At 61.0% G+C, this 21,479-nt stretch carries 15 protein-coding genes; 5 read left to right on the top strand and 10 right to left on the bottom strand.

Annotated elements, in window-relative coordinates; translation table 11 throughout:
- Nucleotides 1-192 precede the first annotated feature (192 nt).
- Nucleotides 193-1,590, top strand: coding sequence for an amino acid permease (locus VGB22_08490; protein HEX9751304.1), 1,398 nt, complete (start codon nucleotides 193-195; stop codon nucleotides 1,588-1,590).
- 6 nt (nucleotides 1,591-1,596) lie between these two features.
- On the opposite strand, the gene VGB22_08485 is transcribed toward VGB22_08490, so the two are convergent.
- Entirely contained in the window at nucleotides 1,597-3,465 is a 1,869-nt protein-coding gene (locus VGB22_08485) for a cation:proton antiporter (protein ID HEX9751303.1), read from the bottom strand.
- Between the two features lie 380 nt (nucleotides 3,466-3,845).
- On the opposite strand from VGB22_08485, the gene VGB22_08480 reads away from it, so the two are divergent.
- Complete coding sequence (locus VGB22_08480; GenBank protein HEX9751302.1) at nucleotides 3,846-4,430, top strand: hypothetical protein; 585 nt, start codon at nucleotides 3,846-3,848, stop codon at nucleotides 4,428-4,430.
- 103 nt (nucleotides 4,431-4,533) lie between these two features.
- Here the strand turns inward: VGB22_08480 and VGB22_08475 are convergent, their stop codons facing one another.
- From VGB22_08475 to VGB22_08465, 3 genes are read right to left on the bottom strand one after another with little or no spacing between them, the layout of a single operon-like run.
- On the bottom strand, nucleotides 4,534-8,658 hold the full coding sequence (locus VGB22_08475) for a tetratricopeptide repeat protein (protein HEX9751301.1): 4,125 nt from the start codon (nucleotides 8,656-8,658) through the stop codon (nucleotides 4,534-4,536).
- Nucleotides 8,655-8,996: a DUF3307 domain-containing protein gene (locus VGB22_08470; protein HEX9751300.1), complete on the bottom strand. Its 342-nt coding sequence runs from the start codon at nucleotides 8,994-8,996 to the stop codon at nucleotides 8,655-8,657. The genes VGB22_08475 and VGB22_08470 overlap by 4 nt, the downstream gene beginning before the upstream one ends.
- An 11-nt stretch (nucleotides 8,997-9,007) precedes the next feature.
- Nucleotides 9,008-10,558 carry a cyclic nucleotide-binding domain-containing protein gene (locus VGB22_08465; protein HEX9751299.1) on the bottom strand — a complete coding sequence of 517 codons (1,551 nt, stop codon included), beginning with the start codon at nucleotides 10,556-10,558 and terminating at the stop codon, nucleotides 9,008-9,010.
- 242 nt (nucleotides 10,559-10,800) lie between these two features.
- Here VGB22_08465 and VGB22_08460 point away from each other — a divergent pair, with 242 nt between their 5' ends.
- Nucleotides 10,801-11,745, top strand: a complete 945-nt coding sequence (locus VGB22_08460) for a lysylphosphatidylglycerol synthase domain-containing protein (protein HEX9751298.1) — start codon at nucleotides 10,801-10,803, stop codon at nucleotides 11,743-11,745.
- Between the two features lie 26 nt (nucleotides 11,746-11,771).
- Here the strand turns inward: VGB22_08460 and VGB22_08455 are convergent, their stop codons facing one another.
- From VGB22_08455 to VGB22_08430, 6 genes are all read right to left on the bottom strand, one after another.
- Complete coding sequence (locus tag VGB22_08455) at nucleotides 11,772-12,656, bottom strand: CHAD domain-containing protein (protein HEX9751297.1); 885 nt, start codon at nucleotides 12,654-12,656, stop codon at nucleotides 11,772-11,774.
- A gap of 54 nt (nucleotides 12,657-12,710) precedes the next feature.
- Nucleotides 12,711-13,673 carry an exopolyphosphatase gene (locus VGB22_08450; protein ID HEX9751296.1) on the bottom strand — a complete coding sequence of 321 codons (963 nt, stop codon included), beginning with the start codon at nucleotides 13,671-13,673 and terminating at the stop codon, nucleotides 12,711-12,713.
- On the bottom strand, nucleotides 13,642-15,696 hold the full coding sequence (gene ppk1, locus VGB22_08445; GenBank protein HEX9751295.1) for a polyphosphate kinase 1: 2,055 nt from the start codon (nucleotides 15,694-15,696) through the stop codon (nucleotides 13,642-13,644). The genes VGB22_08450 and ppk1 overlap by 32 nt, the downstream gene beginning before the upstream one ends.
- Before the next feature lie 112 nt (nucleotides 15,697-15,808).
- The gene (locus VGB22_08440; protein ID HEX9751294.1) at nucleotides 15,809-16,546 is read right to left on the bottom strand and encodes a histidine phosphatase family protein; all 738 of its coding nucleotides are present in this window, start codon (nucleotides 16,544-16,546) and stop codon (nucleotides 15,809-15,811) included.
- A 183-nt stretch (nucleotides 16,547-16,729) separates the two neighbouring features.
- Entirely contained in the window at nucleotides 16,730-18,094 is a 1,365-nt protein-coding gene (locus tag VGB22_08435) for an aminotransferase class I/II-fold pyridoxal phosphate-dependent enzyme (protein ID HEX9751293.1), read from the bottom strand.
- A gap of 86 nt (nucleotides 18,095-18,180) precedes the next feature.
- Nucleotides 18,181-19,347: a KamA family radical SAM protein gene (locus tag VGB22_08430; protein HEX9751292.1), complete on the bottom strand. Its 1,167-nt coding sequence runs from the start codon at nucleotides 19,345-19,347 to the stop codon at nucleotides 18,181-18,183.
- A 590-nt stretch (nucleotides 19,348-19,937) separates the two neighbouring features.
- On the opposite strand from VGB22_08430, the gene rpiA reads away from it, so the two are divergent.
- Complete coding sequence (gene rpiA / locus VGB22_08425; protein HEX9751291.1) at nucleotides 19,938-20,627, top strand: ribose-5-phosphate isomerase RpiA; 690 nt, start codon at nucleotides 19,938-19,940, stop codon at nucleotides 20,625-20,627.
- A gap of 283 nt (nucleotides 20,628-20,910) precedes the next feature.
- Nucleotides 20,911-21,479: carboxypeptidase-like regulatory domain-containing protein (locus VGB22_08420; GenBank protein ID HEX9751290.1), on the top strand; the 569-nt coding region annotated here is incomplete at its 3' end.

The following is a 21,479-nucleotide window of genomic DNA, read 5'->3' as shown; positions in this document are numbered from 1 at the left end:
CCGGCGGCTTGCAGTCCGTGCGGAAATGATTCGCCGCAGTGGGGGTTGATGGACTGTGTCTTCATGGCAACCGAGGAGTGGCCGTAGCCATTGCATCCAAAGGTCGCGCCGGCGATTGCCGGATGTCAATCAGCGGTGCAAAGGGCAATTGATTCAAACGCTCTGGTTGGCGTTCTTCCCGCCGAGCTTCGTATGCCCGACCCGACACAACTGAAGAGCCCGCCCGCCACGGAGCCGTCGGGGTCCGAGTCCCCCGGATCGCTGCGCCGGGTGCTGACCATGTGGGACGCGGCCGCGCTGATGGTCGGCATCGTTATTGGATCGGGGATCTTTGCCACACCGCCGTCGATTGCCGTGTCGTTGGATCGCTTCGGGCCGATGATCTCCGTCTGGCTGGTCGGCGGTCTGCTGGCGCTCTGCGGTGCGCTCACCTATGCCGAGCTGGCGGCGATGTTTCCCCGTACTGGGGGAGCGTATATCTTTCTGCGCGAAACCTACGGGCGCGCTCCGGCCTTTATCTATGGCTGGTCGGCGCTGCTGATCACTTACCCGGCGTCGATCGCGGCGGTCGCGGTGGTCTTCGCGGCGTACTTAAACCGTCTCGTCCCTCTGCATCCCGTTCCGCAGTCCGTTGTCGCGGCCGCGATGGCGGTGCTCATGTGTGGGATGAACATGCTGGGAGTCGTCCTCGGTACGCGTGTCCAGCGCACGTTTACGGCGGCCAAGGTTGTCGCCTTGGTCGTTCTGGGCGGTTCCGCCGTCTTTGCCACGGCTGGGCAATGGTCCCACCTGACTCCCGTCTGGGCGGCCCCGTCGGGCGGATGGAGCATGACGACATGGGTGTTGGCGATGGCGGCGGTGATGTGGACCTTCGAGGGATGGGCCGATGGTCCGACGCTCTCTGGCGAAGTACGGGACAAGAAACGCGATCTCCCGCGCGCACTGCTGATGTCCACTCTGTTGGTGACTGTCGTCTACGTCCTGGTCAATGCGGCCTATGTCTATGTTCTCTCGATTCCAACGATTGCCGCGAGCGATTCGGTCGCGGTCGATCTGGCACAGACAACATTTGGATCGAAGGGCGCCATTGTGGTCACGCTGCTGGTGCTGGTCTCGACGGTGGGAAGTGTCAACGGAATGACCATCGCCGGCTCCCGCGTGTTTTTTGCGATGGCACGTGACGGATTGTTTTTCGAGTCAGTGGGTCGCGTTCAACCGCGATTCAAAACGCCGGCGAATTCACTGGCCATCCTGGCGGTTACCTCGGCGGCGTATTGTTTGTTCGGGACATTCGAACAGATCATCCGCTATTTCGTTTTTGTGGCGATGATTTGGTTCGTGCTGGTCGTGCTGTCCGTATTCCTGCTGCGCAGACGTCGCCCGGATGCCGAGCGCCCCTACCGCGTACCCTTTTATCCGATCACGCCCGCGGTGTTTCTGCTGGTCGCTGTCGGACTGATGATCCAATTGTATCTGGCCAATATGCGCGATGCGACCATCGGGCTTGTAGTGTTGGCCGCGAGTCTGCCGACCTACTTTGCCTGGCGACGCTGGCATGGTATTCGGCGCCAGGGAACACACAGTTCATAACACCCATCACAACCGGGTCGGCGCTGTCGCCGGATTGGACGGGCCAGACGCCCATCCCTGGCTCACCAGCCACTGTCCCACCCGCTCGGCGTGTTCCGACAGTGTCAGCAAGGTTAGTACATCCCCTTTTCTGACGGTGATTGCTTCATGGAATGGAGTCGGTCTGCCGTTCCGTGTCAGGACCAGGGGCAATATGACGTTTTCCGGCACATCCGGAATCCTGGTGCCGGCCGGCCATTGTCTCCCGTCGGCTCGTACGCATGTCCAGCGTTGTTCGACCGTGATCCGACGTCGCAGCCGGACACACCACAAACCGATGTCCTGCGATTCTCCGAACAAGATGTGGGCAGCGCTCTCACGTATCATGTCCCCGGTGACTGAACCGCTGCGGACGATATAGGATCGCGGCACTCTGAAGTCGCGTCGTACGCGCCGAACGACCAACAGGTTGACTTCCTCGTTGGCAGTGAGCGCGACGCATGCTTCGGCGTCTTCCATCGACGCACGTTGAAGCGTACTTTCTTCCAGCGCATTGCCATACACAACGCGGAAGCCATCGTGTTGCGCGGTGCGGACTGCGTCCGCGTTCGATTCCAAAAAGACGACCTCCTGGCCGGCGTCATGAAGGAGGCGTCCCAGGAGCCGGCCGACTTCATTGGCGCCAAGGATGGCGTACCCGGCCCGGCGGGCGCGCCGAACACCCAGCCATCGCGCAACGGCCCCGCCGGTCAGTCCCTGAACGGTCACCGTCACGGCGATCACGAGAAAGACCATCGCCTGCAGCATCTCACCGCCCGGCATTCCATGGGTGGCCATCGATTCGGCAAAAAACGTGGCCACCGCCGCGGCTACGATCCCACGGGGGGACAGCCACATCAGAAACAAGCGCTCGCGCCAATTCAGGGTCGAGCCCGCCGTCGACAGCGCAATGGTTAATGGGCGTACCACAAACATGAGCAGCGCCACGGTCAGCAGACCCGGCCACCCGAGCTCCCGCATCTCGGCAATTCGGAGGTCGGCAGCCAACAGGACAAAGAGCATTCCGATCAGCAGGAGCGTCATGCCCTCCTTAAATTCCATCAACTCACGAAGTGCACGCGACCGAATGTTGCCGACCACCAGACCGGCGGCCGTGGCCGCCATAATGCCGCTTTCGGACTGGACGGCATCGGCGACGTGAAAGACCGCCCACACCGCTCCAAGGGTGAACACGTTTTCCAGACCCTGCGGGATCAATCGCGCCGGGCGCAGCAGGAGTGCGATCAGCAGCCCCCCCATGGCGCCTATGGCGATGCCAAGCCCGAGTTTGGCCGCACCACCCCATAGCGCCGAAACAAATGAGCCGGTATCCTGGCTGAGCATGACCTCGAGGGTGACCACGGCGATAATCGCGCCGATCGGGTCGATCAGCACGCCCTCCGCCTCCAGAATGGTGTGAAGCTTTCGGTCAATCTTGATGCGACGCAACAGCGGAGTCACCACGGTTGGGCCGGTCACGATCACCAGTGTTCCGAACAGGACCGATGTTCGCCAATCCCATTGCAGTGCAAAGTGCGCCGCCGTGGCCGCACCGAGCGCTGTGACCAGTCCACCGACCGTAATGAGCATCTGAATGACACCGGATTCGTGCCGCAGGCGCGACCACGTCAGATTCAGGCCCCCTTCAAAGAGGATGACGGCAACGGCATAGCCGATGAGCGCGTGAAGAGCCCCGCTCACCGACCCCGGGTCGATCAATCCCAAACCATCCGGACCCAATGTGGCCCCAGCGGCCAACAGAAGAACGATTCCCGGGATGCGAAGATGGTGGGCAACTGCCTGCGCGAGGATTCCCGCCATCAACGCCAGTGCGATTGTAAGGGGTGCGAGTGTCATCGTTATGCCCGACGTGCGTTGCCACAGACCGCTGTAGCGACCCACACGGAGCCGTAAGATCACCAACGATACGCCGGCACACTATAGCGTTCGGCGCATGCCGTCAACCGATCGGTCCCTCTAAAGTGTTGCCGAGTCACCCCTACACTATGGGAGCATCCCAAGGGATTCTGCCTTCTCGCTTGAGTAGAATTGATCAGACTTTGAACCTGCCACGGCAGGCATCATACGGAACGCATTGACCGGCAACATCATGACGTGCTGTTCAAGTATGAGTGCCGATGGGCAGCACAGTTGCACCGACTAAAGCGGTCCTGAATCGGCGGGAGATCGACGGGACCCTATGAATGGTGAAACGAATGGAGGTTGATGTGAGCTGGATGCGACGACTGACCTTGGCCGCGACATTCGTCACGTGCCTGGCGGCGATCATCCTGATCTTCGCCGGATGCGGCCAAAATGGGCTGGCACCGACTGCGAACAACGACAGTCTTGGCAGTATTACGACGGCCGACAGCCAACTGGAGCATCTCATTGGCGGCGGCGGCAGCGGTGATGATGGCGATCAGCCCGAACAATTGCTGGGCTTTTTCTTCGACCTGCTCGGCAACATCGTCTCCATCGGGTCCGACGGCGGGCTGATCGAACTGGAACTGGGCGACCTCAGCAGCGTCTTGATCGTGCCGCCGGGCGCTCTCGAATACACCGTGGCGATCGAGCTTCGTGCGGTGCAGGTGAACACTCCGTGGGGCGTGGCGACTGTTTATGATTGCAGTCCGGACGGGCTGGAGTTCAACATACCCGCCACACTGACGCAGGAGTGCCATGACCCTGATGGGACGGTCAAGACACTGTGGTGGTACAATCCCAACAAAAGCCGCTGGCAGGTCGAAGGGACGGCCGAGGTCCAGAACGGCTCCGTCTCCTTCGAGATTCATCATTTCTCAAAGTATGGGATCAACTGATCGCTGAATTGAGTTTCGCCGCTGCGTTTTACACCCGAGAGCCCCTGTCGCATTGTCTGGCGGGGGCTTTCGGCATTTTGGGAATCATGTTCGGCGCGCTCGGTCAAAGCGTGAGATCGGGCATGTCGGCTGTGTGCGATCGGGCGATGTCCGGACGGTCTGTATCATCGATAATTCTGTTGACAGTCAATACCACCGGCAATCGGTCGAACTGCCCACGCACGGATGTCTCGCCGATCGTCCGACGAATCTGGTCGATCAGTCGTACGGCCCTCTTCAAAGTCGTGCCTGCGTTTTTTGTGCGTCGGTGCGTGGCGCTTACGTGTGATTGTGTGCGCGCATTGATGACGGCAAAGCGCAGTTCCCACCAGGTGTATCCTGCGCGATGCGCGTCCCGTGACCCGGCTTGGGCGATTTCCCCGGCCTCGATTAGACGGTCCCCGGATAGAGCGCAGTGAGCGCGTCCGTACTGCGCCCAGAGCCGGTAGAACAAAAGGCCGGTTTCCGTCGAATCGTCAGCGGCTCGCTCATACTCGTGGAGCGCGTCGGCGTGCTTTCCATCACTGGTTGTCAAGTCCGCCGCGAGCAGCCGTGCCCGCAACAGGAATTCCTGCGACCGCGCCTGTGTCGCCGCCTGATGTGATTCTCGGATGAAACGGCGCGCCTGATCCGCGCGTCCGGCGGCCAAATGCACCGAGGCCACACGGGCACAGCTCTCTGCAACGAGCTCCAGATCGCCCACTGAAACGGCGAACTCCAATGTGCGCTGATACAATGACAACGCCTGTTGAGCATTGCCGAAGTCGAACGCCAAATCGCCCAGATTGCCCGTCGTATATGCGGCGGCGTGCTGTTCGCCGATGGCACGGAACTCGTGCTGCGCTTCCTCATACGCATTGCGCGCATGTTCATACCGGGCGGCGTGGCGATGGAGATTTCCGAGATTGCCCAGACAGTAGGAACGATTACGAGTGTGTCCGAGGCGGTCGAAGATGCGGAAGGCGCGTTCGTAGTATCGCCGCGCGACGGTCAGTCGCCCCGCCTCTTCGAACAGCAGCCCCAGATTATTGGCGACGCGTCCGCGCTTGAGCGGACCGGAGCGCCCGGACATGCGCGACATCGCGTCCTGAAAACACTCACGCGCCGTCTCCAGTTGGCCCGCGTTCCACTCGACCAGGCCGAGTGCGTTTTGCGCATCGGCCCATGCCTCGTCGTCTCGCCCACGCCGGTACACGGCAATGGCCCGATGCAGCGCATCGCGGGCTTTGACAAGTCGTCCGGTTCTGCGAAACGTATCCGCCAGGATCGAGAGCGCATGGGCTTCCAATGTCTGATTGCGACTGCGGGCCGCGCTCTTCTGCACGGACGCGGCGACACGTTCCGCGATGCCGTAACGGCCGCTCAACCACGCCACACGCGCCATCGACAGACGATACGCTCCTGTTTGCGCCTTGGCGCGTCGCGATCGTGCGTCGCGAGCCAGTCGATCGTAGAGCCGGATCGAATCGACATACTGACCGGACTGCTGCAGCACATCGGCGAATTCATTGAGTACGGCGCGGTGAACGTCGTTTAGGGATGCCGGCATCGGCGGCAATCCGCTCCCGGTCCCGTCATCAAAACGCCGATCCAGCGCCAACAGCGCCCAGCGATAGAATCGAGCCGCGCGGTCCAATGCCCACAGCCGTCGTGCACGTCGTGCCGAGGCCAGCAAAGGCGGGTGCGCTTTGGGATCGCGCGACCAGAACAGATGCTCGGCCACCTCGTTGCGGCCACGCACCTTTTCACGGCGCCAATAGGCCACGGCCCGACGATGCAGCGCTTCACGGCCCGCATACGACATGGTCTCGTAGACAGCGTCGCGACACGCCGGCTCAATAAATTCAATCGTCCGTTGCGGTGCTGTGTCGGCCGTCACCAATCCCGCCCGATGCAATTCTTCGATCGCACGTGCGCAATCCGGCTCGCCGGAAACCGCCCGCAGTCCGGACTCGGAGATACTGCCGCCCAGGACCGCCAGCGTGCGGGCGAACAAGATCGCCTGCGGGGACAGTGCGTCGACACGCTGGATGTAATGCGCGCGAAGGTCCGTCGGGAGGGAGGCATCATCCAATGCCAGCAGCCGCCATGAGTCGTTCGGCTTTCGGTGTGGGCGCAGGTGTCCGCCGGTCAGAAGTCCCGTCACGAAGAGACGCGCAATGCGCGGCAGCCCGCGTGACTTCGCTTGCACGAACCCTACGAGACGATTCGGAATGGCGGCGTGTCCCAATGTCTCGCCAATGACCGTACGCATCTCCAGTTGGGACAATGCCGCCAGCCGGACCGCACTGTCGTCGGCTGTCTCCGGTGACGTACCATGCTCCCGCCGGAGCAGCACCAACTGCCAGCGCTGGCCGTGAAGGCGGCGCAGTGACTCGAAGACTGCGCGATCGATCGCCGAGAGTGACTGTGCCTCTTCGAGCAGGTGCAGTGTGTGGTCATGACCTGTGGACACCAGGACCGGATGCGTTGCGACATAGCGGGCGACGCGTTCCGCCCATGCCCCGGCACCGACCCGACTGATCGATCGGGTGAAGGCCGATTCGTTGCGCAACGCCGCTTCCACGGCATGTTCCGTTGCTGTACGCGCGCCATTGTGCTGCTCGCTGTCGATTGGGGCACTGTGCCCCAGCGATTTCAGCCAATCGGTCAGTCCTGAATGAGGGTGTGATTCCGTCTGCGGACGGAATCGATGGCGCATGATGAAACAATCGTCATGCCCGAGGCGATCGGCGAGTTGTCGAGCAAATCGGCCCGGATCGGTGTCGGCGGCAGCGACAACTTCGATCGACCTTCGCGGCACTTCCTGCAATAATGACAATGCGCGCTTCATGGCGAAGGGGTGCTCAACCACGGCGTCGTCGTCGGTTGCCGCCTCTTCCGCCAATCTCTCAATCGGACACAGAACCGGCACAGGCCGGGCCACGCCCTTCAGTCGCAACGACGGTCCCGGCCGGAATCGCCAGCGGCCCGACTGCGACGCGGTCTGCGCATCGACATAAACTGCGCCCGATGGTGCTTTCGACGCCAATCGTGCTGCGAGATTGACCGCATCACCCATGGCCGTGAACTCGTAACGTCCGGGCGCGCCGACATACCCGGTATAGACGCTGCCGACTGTCAGACCGATTCCAAAGCGGACGCGGCGATGACTTGTTTGCAGCGCCGTGAATCGGTCACACAGGTCGGCCGCACAGCACAGCGCGCGGTCGACATCATCGGCGGCTGCGACCGGCGCCCCAAACAGGATGAGGATCTTTTGATACGGTCCGCCGGGATCACTGCGTGCCCACAGTCCGGTATGGGTCTGTGCCGCATCGCTTACGCACCGGTGCACGTCGTCCCAGATCGTCGAATGCCGGTCCGATGCCACCGTTGACAATTCGGAGTGCTTCCAAAACAGAAAGAGGGTGCAGACCCGCCGGTGTTCGCCGGCGTCCAGCGGCACAAACTGCTCATCGGAGAGACGGGACCGAAGCAGGGTCGGGATGAAGTCGGACAAGTTGTCGGCCAGAGGGTCCGCGGATTTCGAGACTGGGGTGGGGTGGCCCCACGGACGTTTCGGCGGTACAACGGTCCAGCGCCCACGACCCGCAGCGGTCAATCGCACGTGCTCTTGTCTGGGGAGCAGTGGTCGTGATGCGCGAATCAGACATCCGCGCTGAACCGCCTCACCGGAGGCGTCGATCGCGTCTGCGATCGCGGCCCCATCGACAAAGTGCTCGCGCCGCCCGCCCACGGCGCCGACGATGGCTTCCTGCCACCCGCCATACGACATGCCGACTCGTAACGACAGCGAGCCGCCGGACACAGAGTGTCGGCCTCGCCGGAATAGTCGCTGCAGACGGTCGGCACACCACAACGGAGCAGACCAGCGATCATGCGGAGACCGTTGATCGTCGAAGGCCACCAACAGCGCATCGCCGCCGAACTTGAGGACATCGCCGCCCGCCGTGGCGACGACATCGACCATCGACTTAAACACGATATTCAACCGCTGTGTGAGCACCTCAATACCGCGCTCGCCGTGACGACGCCGCGCGCGTTCGGTCATCGCCGTAAACCCGGCGATATCGGCGAACAACACCACGCCCGAAGAGCGTTGCAGAGAGGATGGCCCCTGAAGGGTCCACAACCGACGGGGCACCAGGCACGCAGCGCGCGCCGACAGCGTTGTCAGCTTTGTCACATCAGCAGCCATCGCAGCGCGAACAGTTGAAGCACATGCAGGGTTTGATCGACGTAGAACGCCTGCCGTGAATGAAAGTAACGCGACTTGATGAAATCCTGCGCCCAGTGTACGCTGAAGAGCAGCGCCAACAGCAGACCGGTCAGCGCTGTCCCGGCACCCCAGACACCCACGCACAGGCGGAAACCGTACAGCCCGACTGCGATGCACAGGGTGTACACGACGACGTGAGCGGTGAGGACCGCGATGGACGTTCCTTTGCGTTGCGCCATGTGGTCAGACTGCAGCGCGAAATCCCCGGTCAGATGCCCCAGCAACAGAAACCACATGAGATCCATGATGCGCCTGCTCAGGAATTCGCCTGGGACACGGGGAACGAGAGCACAAACTCCGCACCGCCTCCGGCGCGCGAACCGGCTTGAATCGAACCGCCGTGCTCGGCGACAATACGTGCAACGGTCAGGGTTCCGAATCCGTGGCCGGTCGGTTTGGACGATACGCGCTCCTTGAACAAGAGGCGCGCAATGTCGGGTGGGATGCCGGGACCGTTGTCGGCGACGCTTAGTACCAGCCGCTGCCCGGCCGTGTCATGGCTCGTGGCCAGGTGGATCGTCGGGGACGACGTAGCGGCGGCCCGCATGGCATCGGTCGAATTCAGCACGAGATTGTAGAGCGCCTGCTGCAGTCCGGCGGCGTCGCAGACCAGGAGTGGGACATTCTGCCCGAGATTAGTCCGAAAATCGATCCCCTTAAATCTCCTCTGCGGCTGGAGAAATGCGATCTGACCTTCCAGAAAGGCATTGAGATCGAGCGGACAGCGCTCCCCGGAGGGGTGCCGTGAGTGCAACAGGCTTTCGACAAAGACGCGCATCTGGCCGACGGTCTGATGAACGGCGCCGAGCGAGGCCTGAATGCCATTGAGGTCTTCACGGTTGAAGCGAACCTCCATGAGGTCGGTATGGCCGGACAGAACCATTAGATAGTTTTTCAACTCATGGGCAATCTCGGAGGCCATCTCGCCTTTCATCGCGAGTCGCTCATGCTCCGCGGCCTGTCTCTCCAACACCCGGACCTCGGTCAAGTCTTCGAAGACCCAAAGTCGTCCAGGGGTACCATCGCCGGTGTCGGTAATGGGGGTGGCGTTCACTTTGCACAGCAGCACCTGCGCGTCGGGACCGTCGATTTCCATCTCGCCGCGCCATGCGGCCATCGACGTCTCCGCGGTGTCGGCCTGATGTCGCAGTTTCACATCGCGGACATTGATCCACTGCCACAATCCCCGGCCCGCCTGCAGCCCGAAAGCTGAGACCGCCGCCGGATTGGAAAACAACACCTCGCGTTGCGGATTGGTCACGACGATCGGATACGGAGCCACATGCAGAATCTGCTGGCGAATCCGCAGCGCGGTCTCCAGACGCTGATGCGCCTGCCGCAGGTCGCGGTTGCTGGATTCCAGCTCGCGCAGGCGTGTTGTGTCCGCTTCGCGCACACGCGCCGTGAGAACATGCAGAATTCGCTCGGCCACGAGCGGATGGGAGGAGAGCATCTTGAAGAAATGCGACCGCGAGAGGACAAAGAGTGACGTATCTTCGATGCATTGCGCGCTGGCGAAACGCGGACTCGCATCGATCAGCGCCATCTCGCCGATGATTTCACCGGGACCTCGCTGTGCCAGTTCAACGGTCGTGTCGTCCTGCTCCTTGAGAATCCGCACCAATCCCTGGCGAACGACGAAGACGCTGTCGCCGCTGTCACCCTCGCGGAACAGAACTGTGCCCGCCGGAACGTCGCGCGCCTCCATAAACGCACGCACCGAAATCAGAGCGTCAGACGGCAGACCGGCGAAGATGCCGGTCTTCTCAAGTATGATTCGCGAGGTATCGGTTAACGGGACGTTCATCTGAACACGGTCCGACAATGCCACATCGCCGGGCCGCGTGAGGCGAGCCGGACCCCTCCATTCAGGTTATCGGAATGTGCGAGAATCGGTTGAGGGACTATCGGTGCAGCCAATCGACGAATCTGCAGCGGGCTGCTCTAACCCGAACATGTCTTGACGCACACACAGGTGACACGTACGCTCATGCGATGAAGCCGGGCAGCTTCTGGCTCACTATGTGGTTACCGGATAAAAGGATGCGAATGGATAACGCTCACCCGACGCCGACCGACCGACCAAAGCAGGGCTGGCGTTCGATCCTTCGCCTGACGCTGACACTCGTCCTCGTCGGTGTCGTCGCATTTGTGATTGGGCGTTCTATCTGGTCCGGCTGGGATGCCGTTGTCGCCCAGGACTGGACTGTACGACCACTTTGGCTCTCCGCGTCGGTCATCGTCGGGTGGCTGAGCTTTGCATCGCTCGTTCAATTGTGGCGGCTGCTGTTGACCGCGATTTCACGGCGCACGATCAGCTACGCGCGCGCGTACCGTGCGACAGCGCTCGCCAACCTTGGCAAATACGTGCCGGGAAAAGTCTGGAGCGTGATGGGGTTGGTTTACTTTCTCAGGGAGGATGGGTTTGCGCCTGCCGTCTCGCTTGCGGCAACGATCCTCCATCAAGCCTACACCGTTGTTTCCGGAGCGATCTTCATCGTCGCGATCCTCGGCACGCTCATCGTGCGCGACCTGCCGATCGTCGTCGTCATTGCCGTGCTCGCCGGTTGCACGATCCTCTTGTACCCGCCGATTTTCTCTCGACTGGTCAACCGGGGCATGCGGCTGCTGAAGCGCGATCCGATTGTCGTTGCCATACCGTTCCTGCGGGCGGTGGCTTTCTTTTTCGGCTACCTGGCCGCGTGGACCTGCTATGGCGCGACCTTTTGGCTGCTGTTGAATGCCATCGGAATCGAAGGGCAGCCGTTTTGGAGCACCGCAGCCGCTTTTGTCGCGGCCTACCTCCTGGGATTCCTTGCGCTCTTCTCGCCCGGTGGATTGGGTGTCCGCGAGGGCGTATTGGCGTGGCTCTTGTCGCCGGCGTTGGGCGCCGGCGTCGCCGGTGTGCTGGCCGTCATAACGCGTATCTGGGCGACTGTGCTGGAACTGTTGCAATTGTTGCCGATTGTGTTCTTCCGGCGGATGCGACCGTAATTCAGCGGGATCGTGACGCAGCGAGCTTAAGTCTGTCGGTCCGGGAAACGCGATAATTCCAAACGAAACGCGGGCAACTGTTCCTTCAGATCCATCCATTTCCCGAAGAAGCAATTGAGCGCCGCAGCGCCCTCTCGCAGGAGGGTCAGGCGGAACTGCGCATAGGGAGGTTCCCTCAGCAGCGTCGCGTTTTCGGACCTGGCGATGAAGGCGTCCAACGCGTACACCGATTCATCCCGGTCGTGCCACAATCCCAGCGCCCGATGCACATCGCGCAGTGCGATCCCGAGGCGATCGAAGACATCCAGCGAAACCACGCAGTCGCGCACGAACTCGATCCGGTATCGTGTTTCCTTCGCCAGAATTCGCACGGTGTGAAAGTTGATCTCCGTGGAGTTCAAATCGGCCCCCACCAACAAGTCGAGCAGCGACAGGATGCTGTGCACCGACCGCTGCGCCAAATCATCGCCGTTTCGGCGCTCGAATTCGCGCATCATCCGTTCGGAGATGCTCTGGAACATGCGCGCCTCGTGTGCGCGCGCGACGCGGTCGTAATGGTGTCGGGCCACCGCCTCGTGTGCGGTCAGATCATTGAAATACTCACTCAGAGAATCGGGGGAGAGCTCCCAATGCCGAATGATGCGCTGTTTGCGGACATGGCAGTTGCGGACCCGTCCGGCGGCCCGGAAGAGACGTCTCAGCAGGCGCCGGGGCGGATCGGTTTGATTTGTGTTTCCCGTGTCGCGGGCATGGGCCGCAAGGGCCCTCAGGCGCTTGATCGCGACGCGCAATCGATGAAAATCATCGGCGGCACCGTCCCGTCGGGCCGAGCGTGCAAGCTGACGGATAGTCTCGGACAGTTCTCCGATGAAGACCGCGATCGTCGTACGTGGGGTCGTGAGCAACTCCATGGAACCGCTCCGCACGATGCACGGGTCGGGCCGAACATCGTTTGTGATGCGGCGTCACGCTCGTGCCGGGGCGTCGCTGGTCGCGGCGGTATGGCGCGCGTACAACTGACGAATGAGGCCATCCGCCAATCCGACCTGGGGCACGAGCATCTTGGAGATGCGCGCCCATTTCATGACCGACAGCACGATATCGCCGGCATGCACGATCACATCGGCGCGATCGGGCCGCATGCTCAGTTGCAGAATGCGTTCCTCGTACGAATACGAGGCAATGACGCGCGCCAGTTCCTTCAACTGCTTGTAGGTCACCGGGCGTCCCTCTTTGACCCGCGACATGCGGAACAGCTTGTTGAGGCTGCCGCCGCTGCCCAGAGCGATGATGCGCTCGTGCGTGCGCGCCAGGTGCCGCAGCCAGTCCTTCAAGGCGCCCCACTCCTCATCGGCCACCTGATTTTTGAGCAGGCGCACGGTGCCGATCCGAAACGAGCGGCTGTCGGCGCGTTCGCCGCCATCAAAGAGCGTCAGTTCGATGCTGCCGCCCCCGATGTCCAGGTGCAAGAGCGGACGATCGAGGTCGGCGCTGCTCCCATAGACATTCGCGGCGATCAACTCGGCTTCGCGGGCGCCGTCGATGATCTCCAGATCGATTCCGCTCTCTGCGCGAATCGCCTCGACGAGGTCGGGGCCGTTTCTGGCCTCGCGCATCGCCGACGTGGCGCAGGCGGCGACATCGACGGGCTCATAGGCCGTGATCAAGTGCTGAAAACCCCGCATGGTTTCCGACAGGGTGCGGATCGTCTGCTTCGAGATCGGCCGGCCGGAAAAGACATCCTCACCGAGGCGGATCGGGATACGGATTAACGACTCTTTCTTCACCACGGGCGCGCCGTTGTTGCCGATGACGCGCGCGAGCATCAGCCGGACGCCGTTGGAGCCGACATCGACGGCCGCAAACTTGATTCCGGGCGGCGCGTGCGTCCCGCCGTTACTCGACCGCTTGCGTTTTGAGGTAGTCATAGATGGACTGCTGTGCGCGCACGGACGGCCCGCCGGTTCCGTTGCGGATTCGGTTGGTCAGTGCACTGTCCAGAACTCGCGATTTGACGTTGTCCGCCCATTGGATGTCGAGGAACCGCTGCAGTTCCTTTTGGAGTGACGCATCGTAGATCGGGCAGACGACCTCCAGTCGACGATCGAGGTTCCGTTGCATCAGATCGGCCGATGAGATGAAGTATTGAGGGTGCCCCGCGCCGCCGAACACGAAGATGCGCGTATGCTCCAGGAAGCGATCCACGATGCCGACGGCCTGGATATTCTCGCTGAGTCCCTCGCGTCCGGGAATGAGCGACATCATCGATCGGACAATCAGCCGAACCTGGACGCCTTCCTGGGCGGCGCGGTAGAGCGCGCGGACCACCTCGCCCTCGGCGAGGTTGTTGACCTTGATCGTGATGAATGCTTCGCGGCCCTTGCGCGCAGTGCGTATCTCCTCATGGATGTGGCGCAGCAGCTTCTTGCGCATGTCGAAGGGCGCGACCCAGAGGTGCCGAAATCTCGGGGCACGGAATGTGCTCTCGCAAAACTGAAAGACTTGCGCCACTTCAGCGGTCAGTCGTTTGTCCGCTGTGAACAGGCAGTGGTCGCTGTACGTCCGGACTGTTTCCTCGTTGAAATTGCCGGTGCCGATGATGGCGTATCGGATCGAGGATTTTTTCTCCTGCCTCGTGATCTGACAGAGTTTGGCGTGGACTTTGAGCCCCGGAATTCCGTGCAGGACACGCACGCCCTCCTCCTGCAGACGGTTGGACCAGTAGATGTTGTTCTCTTCGTCGAAGCGCGCCTGCAGTTCCAGCACGACCGTCACGCGTTTGCCGTTGCGGGCCGCATTGATCAACGCATTGGCGACCGATGAGACCCTGGCGATCCGATACAGCATGCATTTGATCGACCGGACCTGCGGGTCGATCGACGCTTCACGGAGAAAGTCGACGACGTATTGGAACGTCTGATACGGATAGTGGACCAGGATGTCGCGTTTCGCGATCGAATCGGTCAGTTGCCGTCGTCGGTCCACGCTGGCCGGGAACAGCGGCTTCAGCGGCTCGTAGCGCCCGTTGCCCAACTCCAGCTCGGGGAATACCATGAAGTCGCGGAAGTTGTGATATCGCCCGCCGGGAATCAACGGATCGTCCTTGGTCAGACGCAGTTTCTTGACGAGAACCTGTAACAGCGACGGGGGAATCCTCGCGTCGTACACAAAGCGGACCGGGATGCCGGCCTTGCGATGCTTCAGGCTGCGCGAGACGCGCTTGATGTAACTGTCCCAGACGTCGTCATCGAAGTCGAGTTCTGCGTCGCGTGTGAACTTGATCGCGTACGCCTCGTACGTCGTAAAGTGCAGCACGCGGAAGATGTGCTTGAGGCCGAAACGGACGACATCGTCGAGAAACATGACGTATCGCTTTTTCCCCTCCGCGGGCAGCAACAAAAAGCGCGGCAGCACGCCTGTAGGGACCTCGATCAACGCGTGTTTGGGCGATGATTTGCCCGCCCCGTTGCGGAGGATGACCGCCAGATAGGTCGCATCGTCACGCAGATCGGGCAGCTTGGACAGTTGATCGATCAGCAACGGGCTGATGCGAGGGCGTACCGCGCTGTGGAAGTACGATTTGAGAAACTCCATCTGGTCGTCGGTCAATTCTGTTTCGGTGACGAAGTGGATATCGCGTTCCGCCAGCACCCTGAGGATCTCCTCGTACACCTGGTCGAACCGCTGATACTGGCGGAGCGCGATATCCTGCACATCCTTCAGCACTTTCTTGGGATTGTGGCCCTCGCTCGTTTTGGCCTGTTTGCCCAGACGGGCGAGCCGCTGCAGGGTCGCCACTCGCACGCGGAAGAACTCGTCGAGGTTCGCGGAGAATATCCCCATGAAGCGTATCCGCTCCATCAGAGGAACCGACGGATCGGAAGCTTCCTGCAGGACGCGTTCGTTAAACGACAGCCAACTGACTTCTTTGCTGGCGAAGGGTGTGCTCACCGGCTATTTATACCTCTCACAAGATGTACGTTTCAGTCGCCCAGTTGTGTTGATCGTCTCGCGCGTCGGCTTGGGCGGCAGATCGGCGGCACGCGTGTTGCTGTGCGCAGGCTCAGGCAGACGCCGTTGTCGCGGCGTCTTTGGGCGGGGTCGCGGGAGTCACGATCATCGGCATCAGCGCCGCGTGCCCGGCTGTCAGGACAAACCTGCTTGCCACCCGCCGGCATGCTTTGGTCGTGTAATCGCGAATCGCTTTCGCCGCGATCGGGTCGACGGAATCGAGCACGGTAAGCAGCTCAGCGACCATGCTCTCGGTCAGCCGGCGGCGAAGCACTTTGTGTCTTTTTTGCAGTTCGGTTTTGGACATGGGATAGTCGTACAGAATGAAGCGTCCCCTGCCGGGCATCACCGATGCCCACTCGTTGCCCTCGACCGACATCCCCACGACGGCGCCTTTGGGCAATGATTTGTCGAATCCTTCGATCAACGCACCGGCTGCCTCCGTGAACAGTGGGTCGTGACCGCACAGCAAGGCGGACTCGACGCTCTCGTCGAGTCCGCGCAAAACTTCCAGAAGCGTCGGAATGCGTTGGTCGTCATAGAGCGCCGATTTCAGGACGACTTGCTCGAGGGGATACTCGAAGGTCTTCGCGAAGATGTGCGCCGTCTCCAGCGCGCGATTGGCCGGACTCGACACGATCTGATCGGGACGGATGTCACGTTTGGCCAGACGGCGTGCGACCGCGCGCACCGACTTGATTCCTTTGGGCGTCAGCGAACGCTCGAAATCGGGAATCGCATTCCCTTTTCCGACCGCTTCAGCGTGCCGAACAAGGTACAGCGTCTTCATGTTTTCCTCTCAATGTGCCCCGTTGATTGAAGTAATACTACAACGACGGCCATCGACGAATCAACCGGCTCCTTGCGACCGGGAAAATCTTAACAAACCGCAGGAACAACCAGCCAAGGGGAACGCACGGCCCTGGGGACGATTCTGACCGGATTTGTATGGGACGGTACTGCCCGAAATGAGTCAGGAATCGACGCCGTTTGCCCAATCGGCCAGGAGACGTGTCGCCTTCATCACGTTGAGACAGAGCAATTCGACGAAATCGTCGGACAGCGGCTGATCGAGGGGAACCGTCTCACTGGCGGCCATCGCCTTTGCTCCATCGAAATCGACATAGGCCAACCGCGCCGTCAATTCGCGGGGGGGGCGTCCGAAGGCGTTTCCCGGCAAAACAGCGACACCGGTCTCTACCAGCAGTCTGGAACAGAGTGCATCGCTCGTCCGGATTCCGCGCCTGGCCAGATGGTCCATCAGCGGAGTGAAGTCTAAGAAGAGATAGAATGCGCCCACGGGCGGAGTCACGCTGATATGCGATCGGGTCAGCGTGGCCACGCATTGTTGTCCGAGACCTGAGAGGATCCGACGCGCATGGCACAGATACTGTTCGATCGCTGTCCCGCCCTCGAAGGCACGGACAGCCGCATACTGAATCGGTGCACTGACCGAAGTGTAGGTCTCGCTGGCGACGGCGGCCATCTTCGCATGCAGCCAATCCAGAGAGCTGGGAAACGCAAACGTTCCCAGCCGCCACCCGCCGGCGCCACACCACTTCGACAACCCCGAACTGATGATCGTCCCCTCGGGATAGTAGCGCGCGATCGAGACGTGCTCACCCCGATGGTGCAGGGGGCCGTAGATTTCATCGGAGAGCACGATGACTTGGAATTTGCGGGCGACGCCTGCCAGTTCTTTCAGTTCATCGGTCGTGTAAGAGCTTCCGACCGGGTTGCTGGGATAGTTGAGGACCAGGATACGCGGTCGGTAGTCATCGCGTTCAAGCTCGCAGAGACTGATGAGACTCTCGGCCGTCATGTGCCAGCCATCGTCCGCCGAGGTTGGGACGAGACTTACGTGTCGTCCCAGGATCGCCGCCTGCGGCACATACGAGACCCAGCACGGAGTCGGCACGATCAACTCTCCGTAATAGACCAACTGCAAGAGAAACATCAGTTCCTTGGAGCCGGGCCCGACCAGTACGTCCCTCGGACGTATTTCGACGCCATCGCGACGCCGATGGTGGTCGGCGACCGCCTGGCACAGCGCCGGGAGTCCGGCTGCGGGGAGGTAATCCTTCTCGTGGGCGTTCGCCTTGAGCGCTTCCACTACCGGTTGTGGTACTGGAAAGGGGGACTGTCCCAATCCCAGCCGGTACACCGTGTGTCCTTCGGCGCTCAACTTGCGACTGATGTCGTTGATCGCCAGCGTGGCAGACTGCCCCAGGGCGCGGACATTCATGTTGAGACTGACCGGTTTGTCGATTCTCACATCGGCTCCCGCGGGAAGGTGCATGGCGCCGCCATCATAGGCCGACCCCAGTGCCCGCGCCACGAACATTTTTCAGGATCAGACAGGACCATGCACATTCAAAACGGGCGGCCTGCATCGGCCGCCCGTGTGATGTCTTGATGAGTTTGTCACGCCACGGCGTGGAACTGATCGGCTTTCGAGTAGTACTCGTTGACGTACCCCGGCAGCGGCCGGAGCTGATCGAGCCAGAATGCTTCGTCGTTGCGCTCGCACGCGATGAAGCGCTGTTCGTCCTCAGCGTTCCTGGCGCGATGGTAGCGCAGGTAAACGTGTTCCGCGTCGACCGCAAGGATCTCGATCTTTCCGGACTCGTGCGACATAACGTACTTGATGCGCTTGGCGAGTCCCGAGCAACGGCGTTTGGCCTCTTCGATATTGAAATATGCTTCGGTGATCGGCAGCTCGAAGGCCGAGTTGCCCGCGGTCGGCCGGCATTGAAAAATGTAGTAAGGCGTCACCCCAAGATACGATAACTCGTTCCAGAGCGCCGAGAGCACGCCCGGGTCGTCGGAGATGCCGCGGATGATCGGGCACTGGTTGACACAGATGACTCCCGCCTCCTGCACCAGGCGCAACGCCTCACGGCTTTCCTCGGTGAGCTCGACCGGGTGATCGAAATGGCAGATCAGATAGATGCGGCGGTCGCGTTGCGAATGCTTGCGGAAGATGGCGAGCAGTTCGGGATCGTGGAAGCGAAACGGATTGAAGGCGGGCGTCTTGCTGCCGATGCGGATGATCCGGACATGGTCGATTTCCCGCAGCGCCGAAAGCACGCCGTCGAGGCGCCGATTCGACAACAGCATCGGATCGCCACCGGTCAGCAGGACATTGTCGACTTCGGCGTGCTCGCGAATGTATTCAATGCCGGCGGAGACATCGTTGATCGTTTCGTCGTTGTCATTGGTGAAGAGCCGCTTGCGGAAACAATAGCGGCAGTAAGCGTCGCATACCTCATTGACCAGCAGCAGAACTGTTGTTCCGTATTTGTGCTGCACACCGTGCTGTACGGTGATCGCCGATTCATTGGAGGCATCCCAATTGCCGAACTCAAATGCTTCCTGCGCATGGGGAATCACAAGGCGGCGTATCGGATCATTGGGGTCGTCCCAGTTGATCAGATTGAGGTAGTAATCATTCGCTCGAAAAGCAAAGCGCTCGGTCACCGGCTTGAGGGCGAGCCGTTCTCGTTCCGAGAGTTCGGTCACGCGGTCCAGATGGGTGACGTACTTGGCGCGCCGCCTCCTGGCGGTCGGCCCGGTGGTTGTCTGCGTCATAGCTTCCTCCTTCACGGTGTCCCCTGCCGGGGCTGTGTGAGGCGGAGATTGTGGCTTGCCCCAACTTCCGGGATCATCCGACGCTCTGACGATCCCTTCGGTCAAGCCGTCCGCGTTGACTGTTCCTATCCGAACATTCTTGGCCGTCGCTTTCAAGCGCCGGGATATACCGTGCGCGAATCCAGAGTCTTAAGTTGTGCGACCGGGAATGGAAGTCGCCGCAAGCTATACTGGCGATCCCGGAACCACTACCGAGGTACTTACGCTATCCCTATAGATAATACGAGGTTCGGAACACTTTCGCTAATGAAATCCGGAGGCAATCGCGATTGTACGTGATTCCTATGATATTGCTATATAACGAGTTGTCAAAGTCCCAGGGATTTTTGTGCCGCACGGTGGCCGATGACGTCAGATCAGCGGAAAACCCTCGTATCAGCTTGTTATATCATAGCTTATCCATTTCGTCCGCCGACTGGGACGAAGAACGGCCGCTACATCACTGATTGCTCACGAAGTCGCCTCGCGAGCGTCGGGCGGGGATTCGTGCCTTGAACGAACCCAGGCAGACTGCTTCCTTGGCGACCGCGATGTCACACGACAAAACAGAACTCAAACAACTCGCAGCCCGGCACGCGACCGCCATGGTTGAATCCGGCATGACCGTTGGACTCGGGCATGGCAGCACATCGCTTCTGGCTGTCCGTGAACTGGCGCAATATTTGAAAGACGGTCGCCTCACGCGGATTGTTGGTATCCCCTGCTCAAAGGAGATCGAAGCCGAAGCCCGTTCGCTGGGGATCCCGCTGTCAACACTCGAAGAGAATCCGGTGATCGACATCACGCTGGACGGCGCCGACGAGGTCGATCCGCAGCTCAACCTGATTAAGGGGGGAGGCGGGGCGCTGCTGCGCGAGAAGATCGCGGCCCAGGCGTCGCGCCGCGAAGTGATCATGATTGACGATTCCAAGATGTCTGATGTTTTGGGAACGAAGTGGGCGGTGCCGGTCGAGGTTGTCCCGTTTGGTTGGCGGACCCAGGCGCAGTTTGTCGAGTCGCTCGGTGCGGTGGTCTCTGTCCGCATGAAAGGGACAGAGCCATTTCGCACCGATCATGGAAACATGATTCTCGATTGCAACTTTGGGCCGATCACGGACGCGTCCGCGTTGGCCGACCGGCTCTGCCAACGAGTCGGCATCGTCGAGCACGGCTTGTTTCTAGGACTGGCGACGACGGTCATTGTGGCAGGACCGGCAGGAGTCCGCGTGCTCACGCCCTGACACACGTCCCACGAGTCTGTGGGAAACCTCCAGGCCAATCTCCCCTTAATCGATCCTTAACGGGTTCTCCATACTCACATAACGGTCTGAGTGTCGATTGCGCCCTGTAATGGAAGGGTCGGTCTCTCGGTGTGTTCAAGCGTACGCTGGGAATGATCCTGACTCCCCGTGTGCGATGTCCACGAACTCTCGTTGTCCAATCTGATTCGAATCCCATGCGGGCATTGCCAAGGATGCGCAGAAATCCGCAGATGATCAGTTTGAATCCCAAGCGAGGTGTCTTGTGAAGAAAGTCGCAATCATGGCGATTGCCATCGCGACGTACATGCTCGTGTCATCGGCAGCCGGGGCCAATACCGGCATGATTGCCGGTGTCGTGCTTGATGAATCCTCCGGGCGTCCCGTCATCGGAGCGAGCGTTCTCGTCGAGGGGACGAGTACCGGCGCCGCCTGTGATTTGGAGGGGCGGTATTACATCCGGGATGTTCCGGCGGGTGAGCACGCCGTCGTGGTCGCGAGTGTCGGATTCAGCAAGAGGGTGATCACCGGCGTGAAAGTCCAATCCGGCCAGACAACGACACTGGATGCCTCCCTGTCGACTCAGGCCACCGAGATCGAGAAGATCGAAGTCACCGCCGAACGCGCCAGGGCGACCGAAGATGCTGTACTGATCAAGCGGCGGTCGGCCGCGAGCGTCACCGACGGGATTTCCGCGGAAACGATTCGGCGCAGCGGTGACAGCCATGCCGGCGAAGCGATCCAGCGCATCGTCGGTGTCACTGCCGTCGACGACAAGAGACTGGTGGTGCGCGGCATGGCGGGACGCTACTCCACTGTCCAGCTCAACGGCTC

This window comes from Candidatus Zixiibacteriota bacterium, from assembly GCA_036397555.1.
In the GTDB taxonomy this organism is placed as follows: domain Bacteria; phylum Zixibacteria; class MSB-5A5; order WJJR01; family WJJR01; genus DATKYL01.
Note: the sequence above shows the minus strand (reverse complement) of the source record. Positions and strands in the feature narration are given on the sequence as shown.

What these genes read in the sequence shown, in the direction of transcription:
- VGB22_08460 (HEX9751298.1), top strand. Translation starts at nt 10,801, where the DNA reads ATGGATAACGCTCACCCGACGCCGACCGACCGACCAAAGCAGGGCTGG.
- VGB22_08440 (HEX9751294.1), bottom strand. Translation starts at nt 16,546, where the DNA reads ATGAAGACGCTGTACCTTGTTCGGCACGCTGAAGCGGTCGGAAAAGGG.
- VGB22_08470 (HEX9751300.1), bottom strand. Translation starts at nt 8,996, where the DNA reads ATGGATCTCATGTGGTTTCTGTTGCTGGGGCATCTGACCGGGGATTTC.
- VGB22_08490 (HEX9751304.1), top strand. Translation starts at nt 193, where the DNA reads ATGCCCGACCCGACACAACTGAAGAGCCCGCCCGCCACGGAGCCGTCG.
- VGB22_08465 (HEX9751299.1), bottom strand. Translation starts at nt 10,558, where the DNA reads ATGAACGTCCCGTTAACCGATACCTCGCGAATCATACTTGAGAAGACC.
- VGB22_08480 (HEX9751302.1), top strand. Translation starts at nt 3,846, where the DNA reads ATGCGACGACTGACCTTGGCCGCGACATTCGTCACGTGCCTGGCGGCG.
- VGB22_08485 (HEX9751303.1), bottom strand. Translation starts at nt 3,465, where the DNA reads ATGACACTCGCACCCCTTACAATCGCACTGGCGTTGATGGCGGGAATC.
- VGB22_08450 (HEX9751296.1), bottom strand. Translation starts at nt 13,673, where the DNA reads ATGACTACCTCAAAACGCAAGCGGTCGAGTAACGGCGGGACGCACGCG.
- rpiA (HEX9751291.1), top strand. Translation starts at nt 19,938, where the DNA reads ATGTCACACGACAAAACAGAACTCAAACAACTCGCAGCCCGGCACGCG.
- VGB22_08455 (HEX9751297.1), bottom strand. Translation starts at nt 12,656, where the DNA reads ATGGAGTTGCTCACGACCCCACGTACGACGATCGCGGTCTTCATCGGA.
- VGB22_08430 (HEX9751292.1), bottom strand. Translation starts at nt 19,347, where the DNA reads ATGACGCAGACAACCACCGGGCCGACCGCCAGGAGGCGGCGCGCCAAG.